The 15916-nt window shown below is 54.0% G+C and carries 15 protein-coding genes and 2 pseudogenes; 11 read left to right on the top strand and 6 right to left on the bottom strand.

Going from position 1 to position 15916, the window contains the following annotated elements; all coding sequences use genetic code 11:
* Positions 1-130: 130 nt before the first annotated feature.
* The 6 genes and pseudogenes from OA238_RS23350 (at position 131) to OA238_RS23340 (ending at position 4607) form a co-directional block, all read left to right on the top strand.
* Entirely contained in the window at positions 131-1207 is a 1077-nt protein-coding gene (locus OA238_RS23350; protein WP_015497117.1) for a CobW family GTP-binding protein, read from the top strand.
* 107 nt (positions 1208-1314) lie between these two features.
* A complete protein-coding gene (locus tag OA238_RS32115; RefSeq protein ID WP_245581382.1) occupies positions 1315-1515 on the top strand; it encodes a DUF1826 domain-containing protein in 201 nt (66 codons plus the stop codon).
* Positions 1512-1760 carry a DUF6525 family protein gene (locus tag OA238_RS34195; protein ID WP_083906808.1) on the top strand — a complete coding sequence of 83 codons (249 nt, stop codon included), beginning with the start codon at positions 1512-1514 and terminating at the stop codon, positions 1758-1760. The genes OA238_RS32115 and OA238_RS34195 overlap by 4 nt, the downstream gene beginning before the upstream one ends.
* A gap of 159 nt (positions 1761-1919) precedes the next feature.
* Entirely contained in the window at positions 1920-2141 is a 222-nt protein-coding gene (locus OA238_RS34190) for a DUF6444 domain-containing protein (protein WP_015495645.1), read from the top strand.
* A gap of 15 nt (positions 2142-2156) precedes the next feature.
* Positions 2157-3335, top strand: a pseudogene (gene tnpC / locus OA238_RS23345) (IS66 family transposase); the annotation flags it as partial.
* Positions 3336-3626: 291 nt separating this feature from the next.
* On the top strand, positions 3627-4607 hold the full coding sequence (locus OA238_RS23340) for an IS5 family transposase (protein WP_015497115.1): 981 nt from the start codon (positions 3627-3629) through the stop codon (positions 4605-4607).
* A gap of 56 nt (positions 4608-4663) precedes the next feature.
* Here the strand turns inward: OA238_RS23340 and OA238_RS23335 are convergent.
* Positions 4664-5226 (bottom strand): annotated as a pseudogene (locus OA238_RS23335) (IS6 family transposase); the annotation flags it as partial.
* 124 nt (positions 5227-5350) lie between these two features.
* On the opposite strand from OA238_RS23335, the gene scpB reads away from it, so the two are divergent.
* From scpB to OA238_RS33330, 5 genes are all read left to right on the top strand, one after another.
* A complete protein-coding gene (scpB, locus tag OA238_RS23330) occupies positions 5351-5950 on the top strand; it encodes an SMC-Scp complex subunit ScpB (RefSeq protein ID WP_015497113.1) in 600 nt (199 codons plus the stop codon).
* A 434-nt stretch (positions 5951-6384) separates the two neighbouring features.
* Positions 6385-7761, top strand: a complete 1377-nt coding sequence (locus tag OA238_RS23320) for a Fic family protein (RefSeq protein ID WP_245581381.1) — start codon at positions 6385-6387, stop codon at positions 7759-7761.
* A 121-nt stretch (positions 7762-7882) separates the two neighbouring features.
* Positions 7883-8860, top strand: coding sequence for an IS5 family transposase (locus OA238_RS23315; RefSeq protein ID WP_015497111.1), 978 nt, complete (start codon positions 7883-7885; stop codon positions 8858-8860).
* 327 nt (positions 8861-9187) lie between these two features.
* Positions 9188-9679: an NAD(P)-dependent oxidoreductase gene (locus OA238_RS33335; protein ID WP_217591568.1), complete on the top strand. Its 492-nt coding sequence runs from the start codon at positions 9188-9190 to the stop codon at positions 9677-9679.
* A 12-nt stretch (positions 9680-9691) separates the two neighbouring features.
* Complete coding sequence (locus tag OA238_RS33330; RefSeq protein WP_217591567.1) at positions 9692-10096, top strand: NAD-binding protein; 405 nt, start codon at positions 9692-9694, stop codon at positions 10094-10096.
* A gap of 157 nt (positions 10097-10253) precedes the next feature.
* Here the strand turns inward: OA238_RS33330 and dhaL are convergent, their stop codons facing one another.
* From dhaL to OA238_RS23285, 5 genes are all read right to left on the bottom strand, one after another.
* Positions 10254-12002: a dihydroxyacetone kinase subunit DhaL gene (gene dhaL / locus OA238_RS23305; RefSeq protein WP_015497110.1), complete on the bottom strand. Its 1749-nt coding sequence runs from the start codon at positions 12000-12002 to the stop codon at positions 10254-10256.
* 1 nt (position 12003) lies between these two features.
* Positions 12004-12822, bottom strand: coding sequence for a sugar phosphate isomerase/epimerase family protein (locus OA238_RS23300; RefSeq protein WP_044038688.1), 819 nt, complete (start codon positions 12820-12822; stop codon positions 12004-12006).
* Between the two features lie 69 nt (positions 12823-12891).
* Positions 12892-14331: a TRAP transporter large permease gene (locus OA238_RS23295; protein WP_015497108.1), complete on the bottom strand. Its 1440-nt coding sequence runs from the start codon at positions 14329-14331 to the stop codon at positions 12892-12894.
* Between the two features lie 21 nt (positions 14332-14352).
* Positions 14353-14808 (bottom strand): TRAP transporter small permease, encoded by a 456-nt coding sequence (locus tag OA238_RS23290; protein ID WP_217591566.1) that lies wholly within the window; start codon positions 14806-14808, stop codon positions 14353-14355.
* 129 nt (positions 14809-14937) lie between these two features.
* Positions 14938-15888 (bottom strand): TRAP transporter substrate-binding protein, encoded by a 951-nt coding sequence (locus tag OA238_RS23285; RefSeq protein WP_015497106.1) that lies wholly within the window; start codon positions 15886-15888, stop codon positions 14938-14940.
* Positions 15889-15916 lie beyond the last annotated feature (28 nt).

The following is a 15916-nucleotide window of genomic DNA, read 5'->3' as shown; positions in this document are numbered from 1 at the left end:
CTGCACGTGACTGGAAGCGTTTTAATTATCGCCATCAGCGTAAGTATATTGTTGCCTACTTGAATTGAGGCATCTTGACCTCACAATCAATGTTATGTCATAACATTACAAGATGATGAGTTAGGACAGAATGACCGATACCATGGACGCCACAGATACCCGCTTCCCGGTTACCTTATTGACAGGCTTTCTTGGTGCGGGAAAAACCACACTCCTCAATGCGATCCTCACCAACGCAACCGGACCAAGGATCGCTGTCATTGTGAATGAGTTCGGTGAGGCTGGGCTTGACCATGATCTGATCGAGGCCGTGGACGAAGATATCGTCTTGATGCAATCGGGCTGCCTTTGCTGTTCCATTCGCGGCGACCTGTCGCGCACCTTGCTAGACTTGGCAGCCCGCAAAAAAGAAGACCTTTTAACATTTGACCGTGTCGTGATAGAGACAACGGGCCTAGCAGACCCCGCACCAATTCTACAGACGTTCTTGTTGGACACCTATCTGGCAAAGAATTTCCGTATAGACGGGGTTGTTACGGTGGTTGATGCAGCAACAGGTCCTGACACGCTCAACCGCCAGTTCGAAGCCGTTTCGCAAGTTGCGATGGCGGATTTTCTTGTCCTGAGCAAGACCGACCTTGTATCCGAGAGCACATCAGGCGCGCTCAAAACACGACTGCGATCAATCAACCCAACTGCGGACATTTTGCGGGCTGATCGTGGTGGGGTGCCAACCACAGCCCTTTGGGATTTGAGCGGCATGCGCCCTCAGGGATCGTCGGATCATGCCGTGGCGTGGCTGACGCCAACCGCACCGGTTGATCCACTTGATAACCTTTCGGGCCTCGGCTCATTCGCCGCATCCACAGCACCCGCACCTAAACATGACGCTCGGATCGGATCAGCGTCTATTATCCTGGACGACCCCATTCCTGCTGATGCGTTTGATCTTTGGCTTGACAGGCTCATCATGCTGCGCGGCCCCAACATTCTGCGCGTGAAAGGCATCGTACATCTAATCGGCATTGAGATGCCCTTCGTGTTCCACGGTGTGCAGCATCTCTTTGATCCCCCAGTGCCCTTGAACGACTGGCACGGCAAAAACCGTCAATCGCGTATCGTTGTCATTGCCCGTGATATGACCAGCGCTGAACTTGTCTACAACCTCGACATGCTGCGCAGCCTTCAAATCGCCAAAACTGCGTAAGGATAAGCCCCAATGACCCCAAAAGTTTCTGTCACAGTTCTGTTTGGCATTCTTGTAACCAGTAACCGTCGGGCCGGTTTGCACATATCCTAAGACGGAAAACCAAGGTGGCGTATCTCACGACGGGACTAAAACATAACACACCGCTACCAGTCCAAACTGGCACCCCGATACTGCTGCGCGCCACACTTTGGCCAGAAGGATTTCGCTCCTGCCTACAAGACCGATCGCCTCAGATTGACCGGCCAGGCGAAACGCGGCTTGTTCTAGTATTGGATCCAATCCTTAATCTTAAAGAAGCAACATGACTGATAATCTTGGATCTACGACACTTAAAAAACGACGCCGTTCCGCAGACCCCATGATGACATACGATACGTTGCCTCAACCCTTGCGAAGTTGGCTCGCAGAAGCGGCGCTTCCATGGTCTCCAAAATCGTGCAGGCGCATTTGGGATAGGGCGCGAGTCAAGGGTCTTAGCGTCGGCGATGCTATCGCGGTTCTCACTGAAGCGGAGCGGAAAACCCTATCCCGCGACAAGCATAGCGTTTAGATGGATTAAATTGCAGTTAAAGGTAACTCCCAAGCACCCCAGCCGATAACGGGTTTTTGTCAGTTTTGATGTGAGTCTCCTTGGCCATTAGGCGCATGAATTTTCTGTTGTGGTCTGAATTTCGTGGCGCTGTGACGATTTCTCTGAATCATTGGCGGAATGGACCAAGTTACTGCTCTTGAACAACTCCTCGCCACGGCTCTGCGCAGGATCGCCGAGTTGGAAGCCGCGTTGGCGAGCATGGCGCAAGAGAATGCGGATCTGCGGCGTCAGTTGGCTAAGAACAGCAGTAATAGCAGCAAGCCGCCTTCGAGTGATGGGTTGAAGAAGCCGGTACCGCGTAGCCTGCGTGGTAAGTCCGGTAAGAAAAGTGGTGGTTAAGTTGGCCACCGAGGCGACACCCTACGTCAGACAGCAACGCCTGACTTTGTGGAGCGACATGAGGCTGAGGCCTGTGGCACCTGTCAGCATGGCTTGACGGCTGGGATGATCAAGGCGGTGGAGAGGCGTCAGGTTTATGACATACCGGTGCCGCGTCTGGAGGTCACAGAGCATCAGGCAGCGATTTATTGTTGTGGCCATTGCCGAGCCACGACGACAGCCACCTTTCCCGATGGCGTGAATGCACACGTGCAATACGGTAAGCGCATTCGGGCGGCGGCGGTCTACTGCAATGTTCAGCAGCTGATCCCCGAGGATCGGGTCTGCCAACTCCTGCGTGATTTGTTTGGTGCCACCAGCCTATGCGCGGCCAGCGTGACCAACTGGGTGAACGGCACAGCGCGTACCTTGGGTGGCGTCGTCGAACACATTCTGGCCCGGCTCAATGAAGGCGGCGTTCGGCATCTGGATGAGACCGGACTTCGTGTTGCTGGTAAGCTGCACTGGCTGCACTCAATCAGCGATCTCGCCTTCACGCATTATCGCATCAGCACCAAGCGCGGTGCTGTTCCATCCTTCCTGACCGGCGGGACAATTGTTCATGACCACTGGAAGTCCTATTACGCCCATATGAGTGGGGTGGACGCGCACGCCCTGTGCGGGGCGCATCATTTACGGGAACTCAAGGCCATCGAAGAAATCGAAAAGGAGCCGTGGGCGTGCGCGATGAGCGTGCTGCTCAACAGCGCCAATCAGCTCAAGTGCGCGGCTCAGGGGCGAGGCGAGACCGAACTCCCCACGTCGGTTCACCACGGCATCCTCACCAAATACATGGCGATCCTCACCGAGGGCCTCGCCTTCCATGAGCGACAAGACCCACTGGCTAGACGCACTGGTGCGCGAGGCCGAAAAGCCAGGCGGCCAGGCCATAACCTTCTGGTCCGCTTGCGCGACTACCGTGATGACGTCCTAAGGTTCCTTACGGACTTCACAGTTCCCTTCACCAACAATCAGGCCGAACGGGACCTGCGCATGATGAAGTTGCGCATGAAAATCTCGGGAACTTTCCGCACCCTCGAGGGCGCGCAGGTCTTCGCTGACATCAGATCCGTCATCTCGACGGTCAGAAAACACGGGGGCAATATCCTCGAAACACTCACCCTATCACCACAACAGATCATCGCTCGGCTCTAACGTCGCAAGGGCAACACAAAACCCGATATCCGATGGGGTCCTTGGGAGTTACAGTTAAAGTACAGTTTAGATTTGTTGTCTCTTGACGAAGTTCAATGGCCGGTTTGGCGACGACTAATGCCAAGTAGCGCAAAACTTGCCGCAGGTGCGAAGGTTTTCCACGCGAGGAATGGCCGTGCCTGGACCAGTCCGGTTTGTTAATAGGCCAACGTATCAGCCAACAAAATGGCGTTGTTGCATGGACCCCAGCGGGTCTGCTAGACACCTACCTTGCTAACGACTTGGATATTCATGATGCCGCACAAATTCAACGCTTCCCGCCGCCACAAGTTTGAAAAGAAGCGACAGAAGGTCACCAACTGGCGAGTGTACAATGAAGGCCTGCGTCAGCGCGGTGATGTGACAATTTGGTTGAGCCCTGAGGTTGCAGATAAGTGGCTTGCCGGCAAACGGCAGACGCCAGGCGGCCAACCCACATACTCTGATATGGTCATATCAGTATGCCTGACGCTGGGTATGGTTTTCAAACAACCTTTGCGGCAGACGCAAGGATTGGTCGGCAGTTTGGCGCGGCTTATGGGGCTGGATGTTCCCGTTCCGGATTTCTCGACCCTCTCGCGGAGAGGTGCGGGGCTCAGCATGCCAGAAAAATCTAAAGCCCAAAGGGCCGGCCCAATCGAATTAGTTGTTGATAGTACGGGTCTGAAGATATTTGGTGAAGGCGAATGGTTGCAGAAAAAGCATAAAACAAAGGCCAAACGTAAGTCGTGGCGCAAGCTGCACCTTGGACTGGATATCACAACTGGAGATATCGTTTGCTCCGATTTGACAAAAGACAACGTGGGCGACCCAACTGCTTGGCCCGAACTTCTCGATCAAATTGACGCTCCTGTTAGCCGCTTTTTGGCAGATGGCGCCTATGATGGCGATCCTACCAGCGATCTGCTTGTGGATCGTTTTGGTGAAGCGATAGAGATTGTAATCCCGCCTCCGATCACGGCCGTTCTCAGCCTCGATGCTGCCCGTAATCCAACGCCCCGAGATAAACACATCGCGGAGATTCGAGACAAAGGGCGCCTGGCATGGCAAGTTAGCAGCGGCTACAATCACCGGAGCCGAGGCGAAGCACAAATAGGCCGCTGGAAGATGGTCATCGGCCCCAAACTGAAAGCTCGGAACTTTCCGAACCAAAAAACTGAAGTCAGGATTGGGACAAACATTCTCAACAAAATGAACGGGCTTGGCCGTGCCAAGTACGAGGCTGCTGCATGACCTGAATTATGGGTAAGGGCAATCTCGGACCTCGCCACATCCATGCAACACGGCTATTTGAACCCCTTCATTTGCCGTGTCAACTTCTTGATGGAACGGTGATCTGCTCAATTATGTTATGAAGATATTTGACCTGCAGGACTTCGATCAACCAGAACCACCCGTTCAAAATCAGCAGGCAATTCATGTTTTGTAACCCGGCGAGATTTGCCCCACTTTTGTCGATCACAACTCTGTCGGGGAAGCCGTTGTTGCCGATTGCGCGGGTGAAGAATGCGGCGGCCGCTGCTTCGTCTCGGTGCTCAGAGAGCATGAAATCAAGAGTTTTCCCAAATTGGTCGATAGCGCGGTAATAGTGCGTCCACTTGCCTTTGACCTTGATGTAAGTTTCATCCATCCGCCAGGAAACGGCTGCTGGTCGCTTCTTGGCCTGGGCCTTTGCGGCGATCAACGGTGAATATCTCACAACCCAGCGATTCAGGGTGGCGTGATCGACGGACACACCACGCTCTGCCAATATCTCTTCAAGATCGCGGTACGAGACGGCATACCGGACGTAGAAAAACACTGCGTGGACGATCACACCTTTTGGATAATGCGCGCCTTTAAAATCAACCATCGTTCCGCCTGTTTCTTTTGCGTCGCCCCAGTGAAAACCAGTGTTACATTTCCATCTCAGAAAAAAGACCCAAAAACTTTGCGACAGAGCCGGCGCGACACCTTCCGGCTGTACGGGGTCTGAGATGGCAACGGATCGGCCTGACGCAGATATCGACCGCGAGCTGGAAGACCTGCCGCATGAACTGCGTTGGCGGGAATGGATGCGCCGGATCGAGGCGGTTCTGTTTGCCAGCGCGTCGCCGGTACCGCGCGAAGACTTGGCCCGTGTCGTGGGGCAGGGGGTTTCAGTTGATCTGTTGATTGAATATCTCAACGCGGATGTGGTCGACCGACCCTATGAGCTTGCGGCAGTTGCTGGTGGCTGGATGCTGCGGACGCGCGCGACTTATGCCGATGTGATCCGCGCCGCGGCGGATGTGGGCGGACAGGATTTGGATTTGCGCGAATTTGACGTCGCTGTTTTGGCCGCTGTGGCCTACAATCAGCCTATTACCCGCGATGGGCTGAAGGACATTTTTGGTAAAGAGATCAGCCGTGATTTGATTGGGCGGCTGCATGCGCGGGATCTCATTGCCACCGGGCCGCGCAGTCCCCGTAGAGGTGCGCCTTACACCTTCGTGACGACGGAGAAATTCCTCGTGGCGTTTGATCTCGAAAGCCTGCGAGATCTGCCAGATCGGGAGCTGTTGGACGATGCCGGGGTGGGCGTCATTGATGAATAATGCCTGCTGGGTCACAAGGCACGCGATCTGATAGTATCTTAGGTGAAGCAGGGTAAGCGCGGTAATGATCGACAGAGATTACGTGTGTTTGCACAGCGCAGAAAACGTATATCTGTACATCAATGATGACATGTACGGTGCCGTTTTTTTCTTGATAGGGTTTAATATCCTAAAGATTGCACAACTCAAAAACCTAAAAAGTGATCGACATGAAACCCTAAACATACTACAGCTTCAAACCCTAACGACCGAACAGGTGGAGGGTTTGTGAGATGGCAAGTGCAGCGGAGAAATTGGCGGAGTCCTTGGAGGTTATCAGCGACCTTCAGTCAAAGGGTGTCATCGCTATTAGGTCTACCAATTTGACCAGAACCCATCGGGAACGACTGCTGAAAGCTGGATTTATAAAAGAAGTGATCAAAGGCTGGTACATCATGTCCCGGCCTGACGAACGCGTCGGTGAAAGCACCGCTTGGTACACCTCCTTCTGGGGGTTCTGTGCCCAATACCTCTCGGATCGATTTGGTGAGGATTGGTCGTTGTCACCCGAGCAGTCCCTGAAGTTGCATGCAGGCGATACGGCAGTCCCGGTGCAGCTGCTCGTCCGAGCCCCGAAGGCGGGCAATATGAAAACTGACTTCCCACACAAGACCTCGATCTTCGAGACCCGTGCGACGTTTGCGCGGGGAGACTCGCTTGTCGTTAAAGATGGGTTACGCTTGTTCTCAATAGAAGAGGCATTGATCCTTGTTCCTGAAAATTTCTTCAAACAGAACGCGACAGATGCGCGGACGATCCTAGCTATTATACTAGATGCTTCTGCCCTCTTGGCTCGACTTTTGGAGGGTGGCCACACCAGTGCAGCAGGGCGATTGGCGGGGGCGTTTCGAAGTATTGGCAAGACAAGAATTGCCGACGAAATCGTCTCAACTATGAAAGCGGCGTCACATGATGTGCGGATGAGCGATCCGTTTGCGGAAAGCGTGACTGTCCTCAATGCCGGGCGGGAAACGTCACCGCATGTGCACCGCATCCGGTTAAAGTGGGAAGCCATGCGCGAAGCAGTGATCGCGCATTTTCCTGCCGCTCAGCCGATCACAAATGACGCCGAAGCCTATCTGACCGCGATGGATGAAATCTATGTGACCGATGCCTATCATTCGCTGTCCATCGAGGGCTATCGGGTCTCACCCGAACTGATTGAGAAAGTGCGCTCAGGAGGTTGGAACTCGGATGGTGACAAAGAAGATCTTGCGATGAAAGATGCACTTGCGGCACGCGGCTATTGGGAGGCGTTTCAAAGCGTACGTGAAAGCGTGCGCGCCGTTCTTGAAGGTGAAGATGTTGGAGAAGTCGCAGAGCGTGATCTGACAGCATGGTACCGGGCGTTGTTCACGCCATCTGTGGGGGCGGGCATTCTGAAGGCGGCGCAGCTTGCGGGCTATCGAAACGCGCCAGTCTATATTCGGGGTTCTCAGCATGTGCCGATGAGCGCCGAAGCCGTCCGTGAATGTATGCCAGTGTTCTTCGAGCTTCTACGGGTGGAGACCAATCCTGCGGTTCGTGTAGTGCTCGGTCATTTCATCTTTGTATTCATACATCCGTTCTTAGATGGGAACGGCCGTACGGCTCGGTTCTTGATGAATGTGATGTTGGCTGCAGCAGGACAACCATGGACGGTGATAAAAGTCGAAAACCGCGCCGCCTACATGACCGCGCTGGAAGCCGCAAGCGTCCGAGAAAATATCGTGCCATTCGCAAAGTTTCTTGCAGATGCGCTTAAGGATCAAGAAACAGCAGCGATAGGATAACAAGGGCAAAGTAGTAGGTCCACATCTCCAATTCCCAGAACTTAGGGTTCGCTTGGGCGTTGTTGCAGGGATCGCCCCTGCGCTGATATCGAGGCGCTTTGTTCCTTTCAGGATGCTGTAAATGCCGCACAAGTTCAACGCCGCTCGTCGTGACAAGATCACGAAGCAAAAGCAACGGGTGACCAACTGGTCCGAACACAACGAAGGCCTGCGACAACGCGGTGATCTGACTGTCTGGATCAGCAAAGACGCGCTTGGCCTGTGGTCGGCACCGCCTCGGACAATCCGAGGTAGCCAGCGGAAGTATTCGGACCTAGCGGTTGAGATTTGTCTGACGCTGGGCGTGGTTTTCAAACAACCGCTGCGCCAGACCCAAGGCCTGATGCGCAGTATCGCGGGGTTGCTTGGGGTTGAGATCGCAGTGCCTGATTTCTCCACCTTATCGCGCAGGAGCAGTGGGCTAACACTGCGTGCGACGCAGAAGCCCGGAGGCGGTAAGCTAGTCCATTTGGTCGTGGACAGTACTGACCTAAAAATCTTCGGCGAGGGTGACTGGCTCGAGGAAAAGCACAAAACAAAGCGCAAACGGCGCTCTTGGCGTAAGCTCCACCTCGGTCTTGATCTTGTCAGTGGCGAGATCGTCTGCTGTGATCTAACCAAGGATGACGTCGGCGATCCGACGGCGCTGCCAGACCTGTTGGATCAAGTCGACGGTCCTGTTGATCTGTTCCTTGCAGATGGAGCTTACGACGGAGAACCAACATCTGAATTGCTTGCCACTCGGTTCGGATCGACGATCGAGGTCACGATCCCACCTCCCAAAAACGCAATACTGAGCCCCAATGCGCCCAAAGATCCGACGGAACGTGACTGTCATGTAGCCGAGATCGCAGCTCGCGGGCGGATGGCCTGGCAAAAAGCCACTGGCTACAATCGCCGCAGCCGGGGCGAAACTCTCATGGGCCGCTGGAAAACAGTTATTGGGCCGAAGCTAAAGGCGCGCAACTTCGAAAATCAGAAAACAGAAGCCAGGATTGGCGTTCGGGTTCTCAACCGGATAATCGGCCTTGGCCGCCCAAGTTTTGAACGCACCGCCTGAATTCCGTCTCGGGTAGGGCGCGTTCCGAGTTGACCTTGATCTATGCAACAAGGCCCATGACTGCCGTCAGCGGCGCGCTCAGAATGGTTAGAGCAAAGACAATGCGCATTGGAGTCAGGGCGAAATCCGTGACCGAACCGCTAGGGACCGCGGCGCTCTAAGATGGCTCGTGCCAACTGATGATAGGTGAAGCACACCTTAACTGATCATTAAGAAACCAGTATTGAAGCGTAATCTGCCCCAAACTTACAATAAGGAAGATTGCTCGGACATGTTTATCTGTCACACGCGTTTCGCGCAAAATTTCAAACTCTGGAGATCAAGTAAATGGCGTTGCGAACTGTTGGAGTGATTGGTTTGGGCTCAATGGGCTTGGGGATGGCACGTAACATTCTTGACGCCGATATTCCTGTCAAAGGGTATGATGTATTTCCAGGTGCACGCACTGCTTTGACCGAAGCAAGCGGCCAAGCCTCACTTACTGCGACAGACGCGGCCACGGGTGTCGATGTATTGCTGCTGATGGTTGTGAACGCCGCGCAGGCAGAAGACGTGTTGTTCGGCGGCTGGAACGCTGCCGCCAGTATGACGAAGGGCGCAACCGTAATGCTCTGCTCCACGGTGGCACCCTCTGAGGCCCGCGCACTTGGGGAACGGGTCATTGGCCTTGGTCTTGAATTCTTGGATGCCCCTGTTTCGGGTGGCAAGGTTGGCGCAGAGGCTGGCACATTGACGCTTATGTGCTCTGGTTCTGAGAAGGCGTTCGATACCGCAGGACCCATCTTGAAGGCCATTTCGAAAACCGTCCACGATTTGTGACGAGAACCAGGAATGGGCGCGACCTACAAAGTCGTCCATCAATTGGCCGCCGGCGTGCATCTTGTCGCCGCCGCCGAACTTATGGCGCTTGGCAGCAAGGCCGGATGCGATCCACAAAAATTATTCGACATCGTGTCTCAATCGGCTGGTCAAAGCTGGATGTTCAACGATCGCGTGCCTCATATCCTTGACGACGACTATGCGCCGCGCTCAACCGTCGAGATCTTTGTGAGAGACGTTGGGTTGGTCCTGCAAACAGGCCGCGAGAATAACATGCCATTACCTTTGTCGGCAGCGGCATTTCAAATGTTGGTCGGGGCTTGCGGAATGGGGCACGGTAAGCTGGATGACTCTGCTGTTGTCAAAGCCTACGAAGCAATGACCGGCAGCAACGTCGTTTCACCAAAAGAGTCCTAAATCGGTTCTCGGCACATCTAAAACCTCATCTACCAGTGGACGCGTTGATAGCTTTTGGGCCCAATGGCGTTGGGCGCATTTTGGGTAGCACCCCGCCCAGTTGACGCCGTCTTGCGTGACGTGTCGATTGAGCGAGATGCAAAGCAAGTTTCAGCGTCTAAGAAGACACCTGCAATGCGGACTTCATCGCTTCAAGGACAACAACCGTAGATGCTGCACCGGGATCGACGTGCCCGATTGAGCGCTCTCCAAGCTTGGCCGAACGACCACGGCGGCTTTCGATTGTGGCGGAATAATCCCGTCCGTCACGCGCACCGGCGCAGGCCGCATCCAGACAGCCCAACATGTCCGCACCAGCGATCTGTGCTTCTTGGGCCTTCGTGACGGCAGGAGCCCACGCGTCAATCATGGTCTTATCGCCAATCTGGGCGCCACCGCGCGATTGTATTCCGATACAGATGCCTTCAATCCACGCCGCCAATGCTTTCGTATCAAGGTTCAGACGGTCAGACACCGCCGTGCCCGCATACTGAAACGCTGACGCATACAACGGCCCCGAGGACGCGCCGACCGCGTCAAGGAATGTCTTGGCAATAAGATGCGACGTCTCTGTGATCGTATTGTCTAATGGTTCGCTAATAACCTTGCGGACCGCGCTCCAACCGATGTCCATGGTCACGCCGTGATCGCCATCACCGATCACACCGTCAAGTTCGGACAGCCAGTCACGATTTTCACGTATTTGGTCCGCAACACGCAGCATCATGGTCCGGAACAGCTCGGGCGTGATGCTACCGTCAGTCGCAAGTGTACTACGATCCACCCTGACGTCTGCTTGCGCGGTATCGTGGTTTCGTTTGGTGTGAACACCTTTGGTCTCAAGCGCGCCAGCAACAGTCAGCGATGCCGTGCGGCAAGGTGTGTCCAGAAGGCGTTTCAACTCATCGTCCAATTTCAAAAACGTGACGGAAGCACCCGCCATTTCAAGCGAAGTGCAGTATTCGCCAACCCATGAATAATGAATGCCAACACCCCTGTCGCTGAGGATCTTGGCGACTTGGCGGTGAATGATGTATAATTCCAGAAGGCTGGTTGCACCCAACCCATTGACCAGAACCGCGACTTCATCACCTGAGGTCAACGGCATATCGGCCAGAGTTAGTTCGACCAATTCATTTGTGACCTCATCGGCTGTTTCCAGCTTGCCGCGACGCATCCCGGGTTCGCCATGGACGCCCATTCCCACTTCCATTTCGTCATGGCCAATTTCGAAATTGAGTTTACCGGTTTGTGGCAATGAACACGCGGTCAGGGCAACGCCCATCGACCGGCAATTTTGGTTGGCACGTTTGGCGGCGCCAAAACACGCGTCCAGATCATAGCCTACTTCAGCAGCGGCACCGGCAATCTTGAAAACAAAAAAGTCGCCCGCAATCCCGCGGCGTTCATTTTCACGCCCTTTGGGCGCAGACGCCACATCATCGGTGACTGGAATCGAAAGGGCCGGAATGCCAATGCTTTCGCATTCTTCCGCAGCCATATCGAAATTCATCACATCGCCAGTATAATTGCCGTAAGCAAACAAGACCCCAGCCCCACCATCGGCGGCACGGGCAGCATCGACAATCTGTTCGGGTGAAGGCGACGCAAACACATTTCCGACCGCGGCGGCATCGGCAAGCCCACGCCCGACATATCCGGCAAACGCTGGTTCATGCCCTGAACCACCGCCGATAATGATGCCGACTTTGCCATCCCGCGGACCATCTTTAGCGACCACTGCACGTCTGGTGGCACCTTCAACTGTCAATAAATCGGGATGAGCAGACAACATGCCTTCGATGGCTTGGGAAATGATATCGTCGGGCGCATTGATCAGCTTCTTAGTACGAATATCTTCGGTCATCTTATCGTCCTTTTACGTAGTCTTTGGCGGCTAAAACGGTTTGTTCGATCCATGGCTGTTCTTTTGCGACAGCAACGTCCAGACCTTCGTCATCAATCATCAACCAATGTTCGAGAATGACGCTCATATCCGCTGGGCAATGTTTGAGCATGTCCAACGTCCAATCGATAGGCGCACGGCCTTGTCCAAGAAGGACACCATGGATGCGAAAACCGACCCCATTTTTGTCGGGCGTGATTTCGTAGTCCTTCAAGTGCAGATTGATTGTGTATGGCGCAAGCATCGCGATGGTTTCTTCGGGCCACTCGTTGGCACAAATGGAATTTGCGACATCAAGACAGACGCCAAGATGGTCATCGTTCACTTTGTCCAGCAGCTCGATCATTCGCGCGGAGGGGTAATTAAAGTGGTTCTCGATCGCGATTTTCATGCCGGCGGCGCGGGCCTTGTCGATGCGGGGACGTAGCAATTCGGCGAGTTCGGACACGGAAATATGGCCATCAGCTTCGTCCAATGCCACACGCATAATCTTAGAATGAAGGCGCTGACCGATTTTCAGATACCGGTCAACTTCTTCTGCATCAAAACACTGGGTACCAAGTTCAAGTGTCAGGCCTTTGACCTGTGCCACTTCATACAACCTGTGATGGTCCGCTTCACTATAGCGATCCAGCGGCATGTTGTCGGCATATTGCACAACCTCCAACCCCAATGCCTCGGCACGATCCAAAAGGTCGAATGCATCCAGTGGCTTCGTAGGGAACTGGTCGTTTATGCCGATCGACCAACGGTAGGCATAGCTGCCCAAACCTAACTTCATGATATCTTTCCTGTCCTTCGTATCGGCGTTGTTTTGGTAGGCCTCAGCCAAGGTCAATCTTGTGACAAATCACAAGAACACCGTTGTGATGCCGGGCACGAAACTCACCAATGCGAGAACAACAAGAGCGGCAACATAGAATGGCAAAAGGTGTTTGACGACCGCGCCCATCGGCACCCGTTCAATGGCCACCGAGACAAATAACGTCGTTCCCACCGGAGGTGTGTAGAGACCGATCGCAAGGTTCACGACCATCATCACACCCAGCTGGATCGGGTCCATACCGATTTTCGCGGCAACCGTAGAAAAGATCGGCGCAAGCAAAAGGACGGCAGCGGGCAGATCAAGAAACGTACCAATCATGATCATCAGCACGTTCATCGCAAGGATGATCGCCCATGGGGATTTGAGAGTTTCAAGCATGAAGCCAGCTAAGTTTTCTGGCACCCGCTCAAACGACAGGATCCATTGCAGCACGCTTGATCCCATAATCACCAACATGATGACGCCGGTCATCATACCCGCTGTCAAAATGCAGCGAAGTACAATGGCAGAGGTCAGGTCGCGGTAGATCACAGAGCCAACAAACAGGGCATAGACCACGGCAAAGACGCTGATTTCAGTAGGAGTGACCACACCACCTTTGGCGAGGATCACGATCATAATCGGCATAATCAACGCAGGGACGGCCTTGCCGAGATCAGCGGGCAATTTACCCCATGCGAACCGTCGAGACACAAATGTCGTATGGAGTCCGGCGATCACCACGCCAGCAAGCAGCACAAGCCAGATCGAGATAATTCCTGTGGTGGCCAACCAGATAAGCGCGCCTGTGGCGACAACGATCATGAGCGCGTCGCGCCGATCAAAGAGCGTCGAGAGGCTGAGCCGGTTTTTTTCTTCAACAGGCGACCGTGGCAGGTCGCGGATGTTGGAAATTGCGTAACAAACGACAAAAATGATGACCGTCAACATGACGCCCGGAACGATCCCTGCCAAAAACAATTTGGGGATCGAAGTTTCGGTCACAAGACCGTACAGGATCAACGGAATTGATGGCGGGATCAGGACAGAAATTGTCGACGAGGATGCATTGACCGCCGCTGAGAACCCTTCCGGATAGCCCTGCTTTTTCTGGGTAGGGATCAGGGCGTTGCCCATCGCAGATGCATCGGCAACCGCAGAACCCGATACGCCACCAAAGAATAACGAACCAACAACACTTACCTGTGCGAGGCCGCCCTTCATGTGACCAACTAGGGTCCGTGAGAATGTCATGAGATATTCGCCGAACCGGCCCGACATCATCAGATCACCTGCAAGAATGAAGAACGGAATAGCGAGCATCGGGAAACTTGCAGTGGGTCTGTAGAGGTTCAGGATGCCTTCGTACAAGAAAATCGCTTCAAGCGAGACCATCGCGATCCCGCTTGCAAGCAACAAAGCATGCGCAACGGGGGTCGCCAAAAAGAGTAGTGCTACAAACACAAGTGCGGCAGTGCTAGACATTTGTTTCCTCCGTCACAGCGGTCAGCTGATCGAATTTATTTCATCTTGATGCGGGCTGACATCACCCATCAATAAACGGTAGATGGTGGTCAAAGCTGTTACGCCTAGCAGCAAATATCCGATCAACAGCGCAACGTAGCTCCACGATTGAGCAACGCCCAATGACGTGAACATGACGTCGCCTGCGGCAAACTCAATGCCACCTTCAAATCTGCCAAAGCCAAGATAAACATAGGCAACGGCGGCGCAGGCCATCAACACAAGCAACTGCACAGGTATCAATACAAACTGGGCCCAATGCTTGGGTATCAGTGTCAAAAAGAACTCGACCCCAATGTGGCGCCCGTGCTGGGCTGCTAGAACGGCACCGGCCATAATGAACCAAGGAAAAGTCAGTTGAACAATCTCGACCGACCAGATCAGGCTGGCATCAGTGGTATAGCGCAGTACAGCATTCGCAAATGTCGGGATCAGCATTGCGAGAAAAGTCAACCAAAGTGTAGCGGCGCAAACCATGCGAACGGCTGTGTCCAAATGGCCGATGACGGGGCCAAAAGGCCCCGTCGCGGGAGATGCGGTTAATATTTCACGCATGCTCAGTTTTCCTTATCGTGCAGCAGCTGCTGCAGCTGCCTGAATGCGCGGAACGATATCGCCAAGCTGCTCTTCCCAGCTGGTGTATACGCCGGCAGTCGCGGCCTTGAAGGCTTCGACGTCAACTTCGTTAATGAACGCGCCTTCTTCAATCAACTTCTGGGTCAGCTCGAAGTCGCTGATCAGAAACACGCCGCGGTTATACCAAGTCGCCGCATCCATAGCCGTCTGGATCATAGATTGATCGTCTTCGGACAGCGTATCCCACCAGCGCTTAGATGCGAGGATCGGTGCCATTTCATATTTATGGTTGGACAGAGCAATGTAGGGTGTCAGTTCATGCAGACGTGAGGAGTAGATGTTTGCAAGTGGGTTTTCTTGACCCTCAAAAACACCAGACTGCAACGCGGCTGGAAGCTCTGAGAACGAAAGCGGCGCTGGGTTTGCACCCAATGCAGTGAATGCATCGATCGTCACTTGGCTCTGTGGTGTGCGAATGCGCATGCCGACGATGTCTTTAGGTGTTTCGATCGCCTTACTTGTGTGGGTGATTTGGCGCAGGCCATTGTCCCACCATGCAAGAACGACGTAGCCCTTGTCTTCAAGTTGGGCCGCGATGTCGTCGCCGATTGGGCCGTCCAGAACTTCCCACGCCTGTGGCAGGTTCGTGAAGAGGTATGGCAAGCCAAACGCGCTCAGGTCGGGAACAATTTCGGATACTGGTCCATCAGAGTTCACTGTGATCTGCATCGTTCCAAGGCGGACAGATTGCAGCATCTGGCGGTCATCACCCAAAGTCGCGGAATGCGCGACGTTGACAGTGTGCTCACCGCCCGAGGCTTGCTCAAGCAGCGCGCCGAACATTTCAGCGCCGGAAACACGTGGGTTGCCAGGCTTGCCGTTTGTACCGATGACGATTTCGTCCGCAAATGCAGGTGCGACCATCGCCGCAGCGGCAACCATGGAAATGAGTAGGTTTTGAATAAGTTCA

It is taken from the genome of Octadecabacter arcticus 238 (assembly GCF_000155735.2).
GTDB lineage: Bacteria > Pseudomonadota > Alphaproteobacteria > Rhodobacterales > Rhodobacteraceae > Octadecabacter > Octadecabacter arcticus.
Note: the sequence above shows the minus strand (reverse complement) of the source record. Positions and strands in the feature narration are given on the sequence as shown.

Bases quoted from the DNA above. Each gene is read 5' to 3' on its own strand.
- OA238_RS23285 (WP_015497106.1), bottom strand. From the start codon at position 15,888: ATGGTTGCCGCTGCGGCGATGGTCGCACCTGCATTTGCGGACGAAATC.
- OA238_RS33335 (WP_217591568.1), top strand. From the start codon at position 9,188: ATGGCGTTGCGAACTGTTGGAGTGATTGGTTTGGGCTCAATGGGCTTG.
- OA238_RS23340 (WP_015497115.1), top strand. From the start codon at position 3,627: ATGATGCCGCACAAATTCAACGCTTCCCGCCGCCACAAGTTTGAAAAG.
- OA238_RS23320 (WP_245581381.1), top strand. From the start codon at position 6,385: ATGTCCCGGCCTGACGAACGCGTCGGTGAAAGCACCGCTTGGTACACC.
- OA238_RS23295 (WP_015497108.1), bottom strand. From the start codon at position 14,331: ATGTCTAGCACTGCCGCACTTGTGTTTGTAGCACTACTCTTTTTGGCG.
- OA238_RS34190 (WP_015495645.1), top strand. From the start codon at position 1,920: ATGGACCAAGTTACTGCTCTTGAACAACTCCTCGCCACGGCTCTGCGC.
- scpB (WP_015497113.1), top strand. From the start codon at position 5,351: ATGGCAACGGATCGGCCTGACGCAGATATCGACCGCGAGCTGGAAGAC.
- OA238_RS23290 (WP_217591566.1), bottom strand. From the start codon at position 14,808: ATGCTGATCCCGACATTTGCGAATGCTGTACTGCGCTATACCACTGAT.
- OA238_RS23300 (WP_044038688.1), bottom strand. From the start codon at position 12,822: ATGAAGTTAGGTTTGGGCAGCTATGCCTACCGTTGGTCGATCGGCATA.
- OA238_RS23350 (WP_015497117.1), top strand. From the start codon at position 131: ATGACCGATACCATGGACGCCACAGATACCCGCTTCCCGGTTACCTTA.
- OA238_RS33330 (WP_217591567.1), top strand. From the start codon at position 9,692: ATGGGCGCGACCTACAAAGTCGTCCATCAATTGGCCGCCGGCGTGCAT.
- OA238_RS34195 (WP_083906808.1), top strand. From the start codon at position 1,512: ATGACTGATAATCTTGGATCTACGACACTTAAAAAACGACGCCGTTCC.
- OA238_RS23315 (WP_015497111.1), top strand. From the start codon at position 7,883: ATGCCGCACAAGTTCAACGCCGCTCGTCGTGACAAGATCACGAAGCAA.
- dhaL (WP_015497110.1), bottom strand. From the start codon at position 12,002: ATGACCGAAGATATTCGTACTAAGAAGCTGATCAATGCGCCCGACGAT.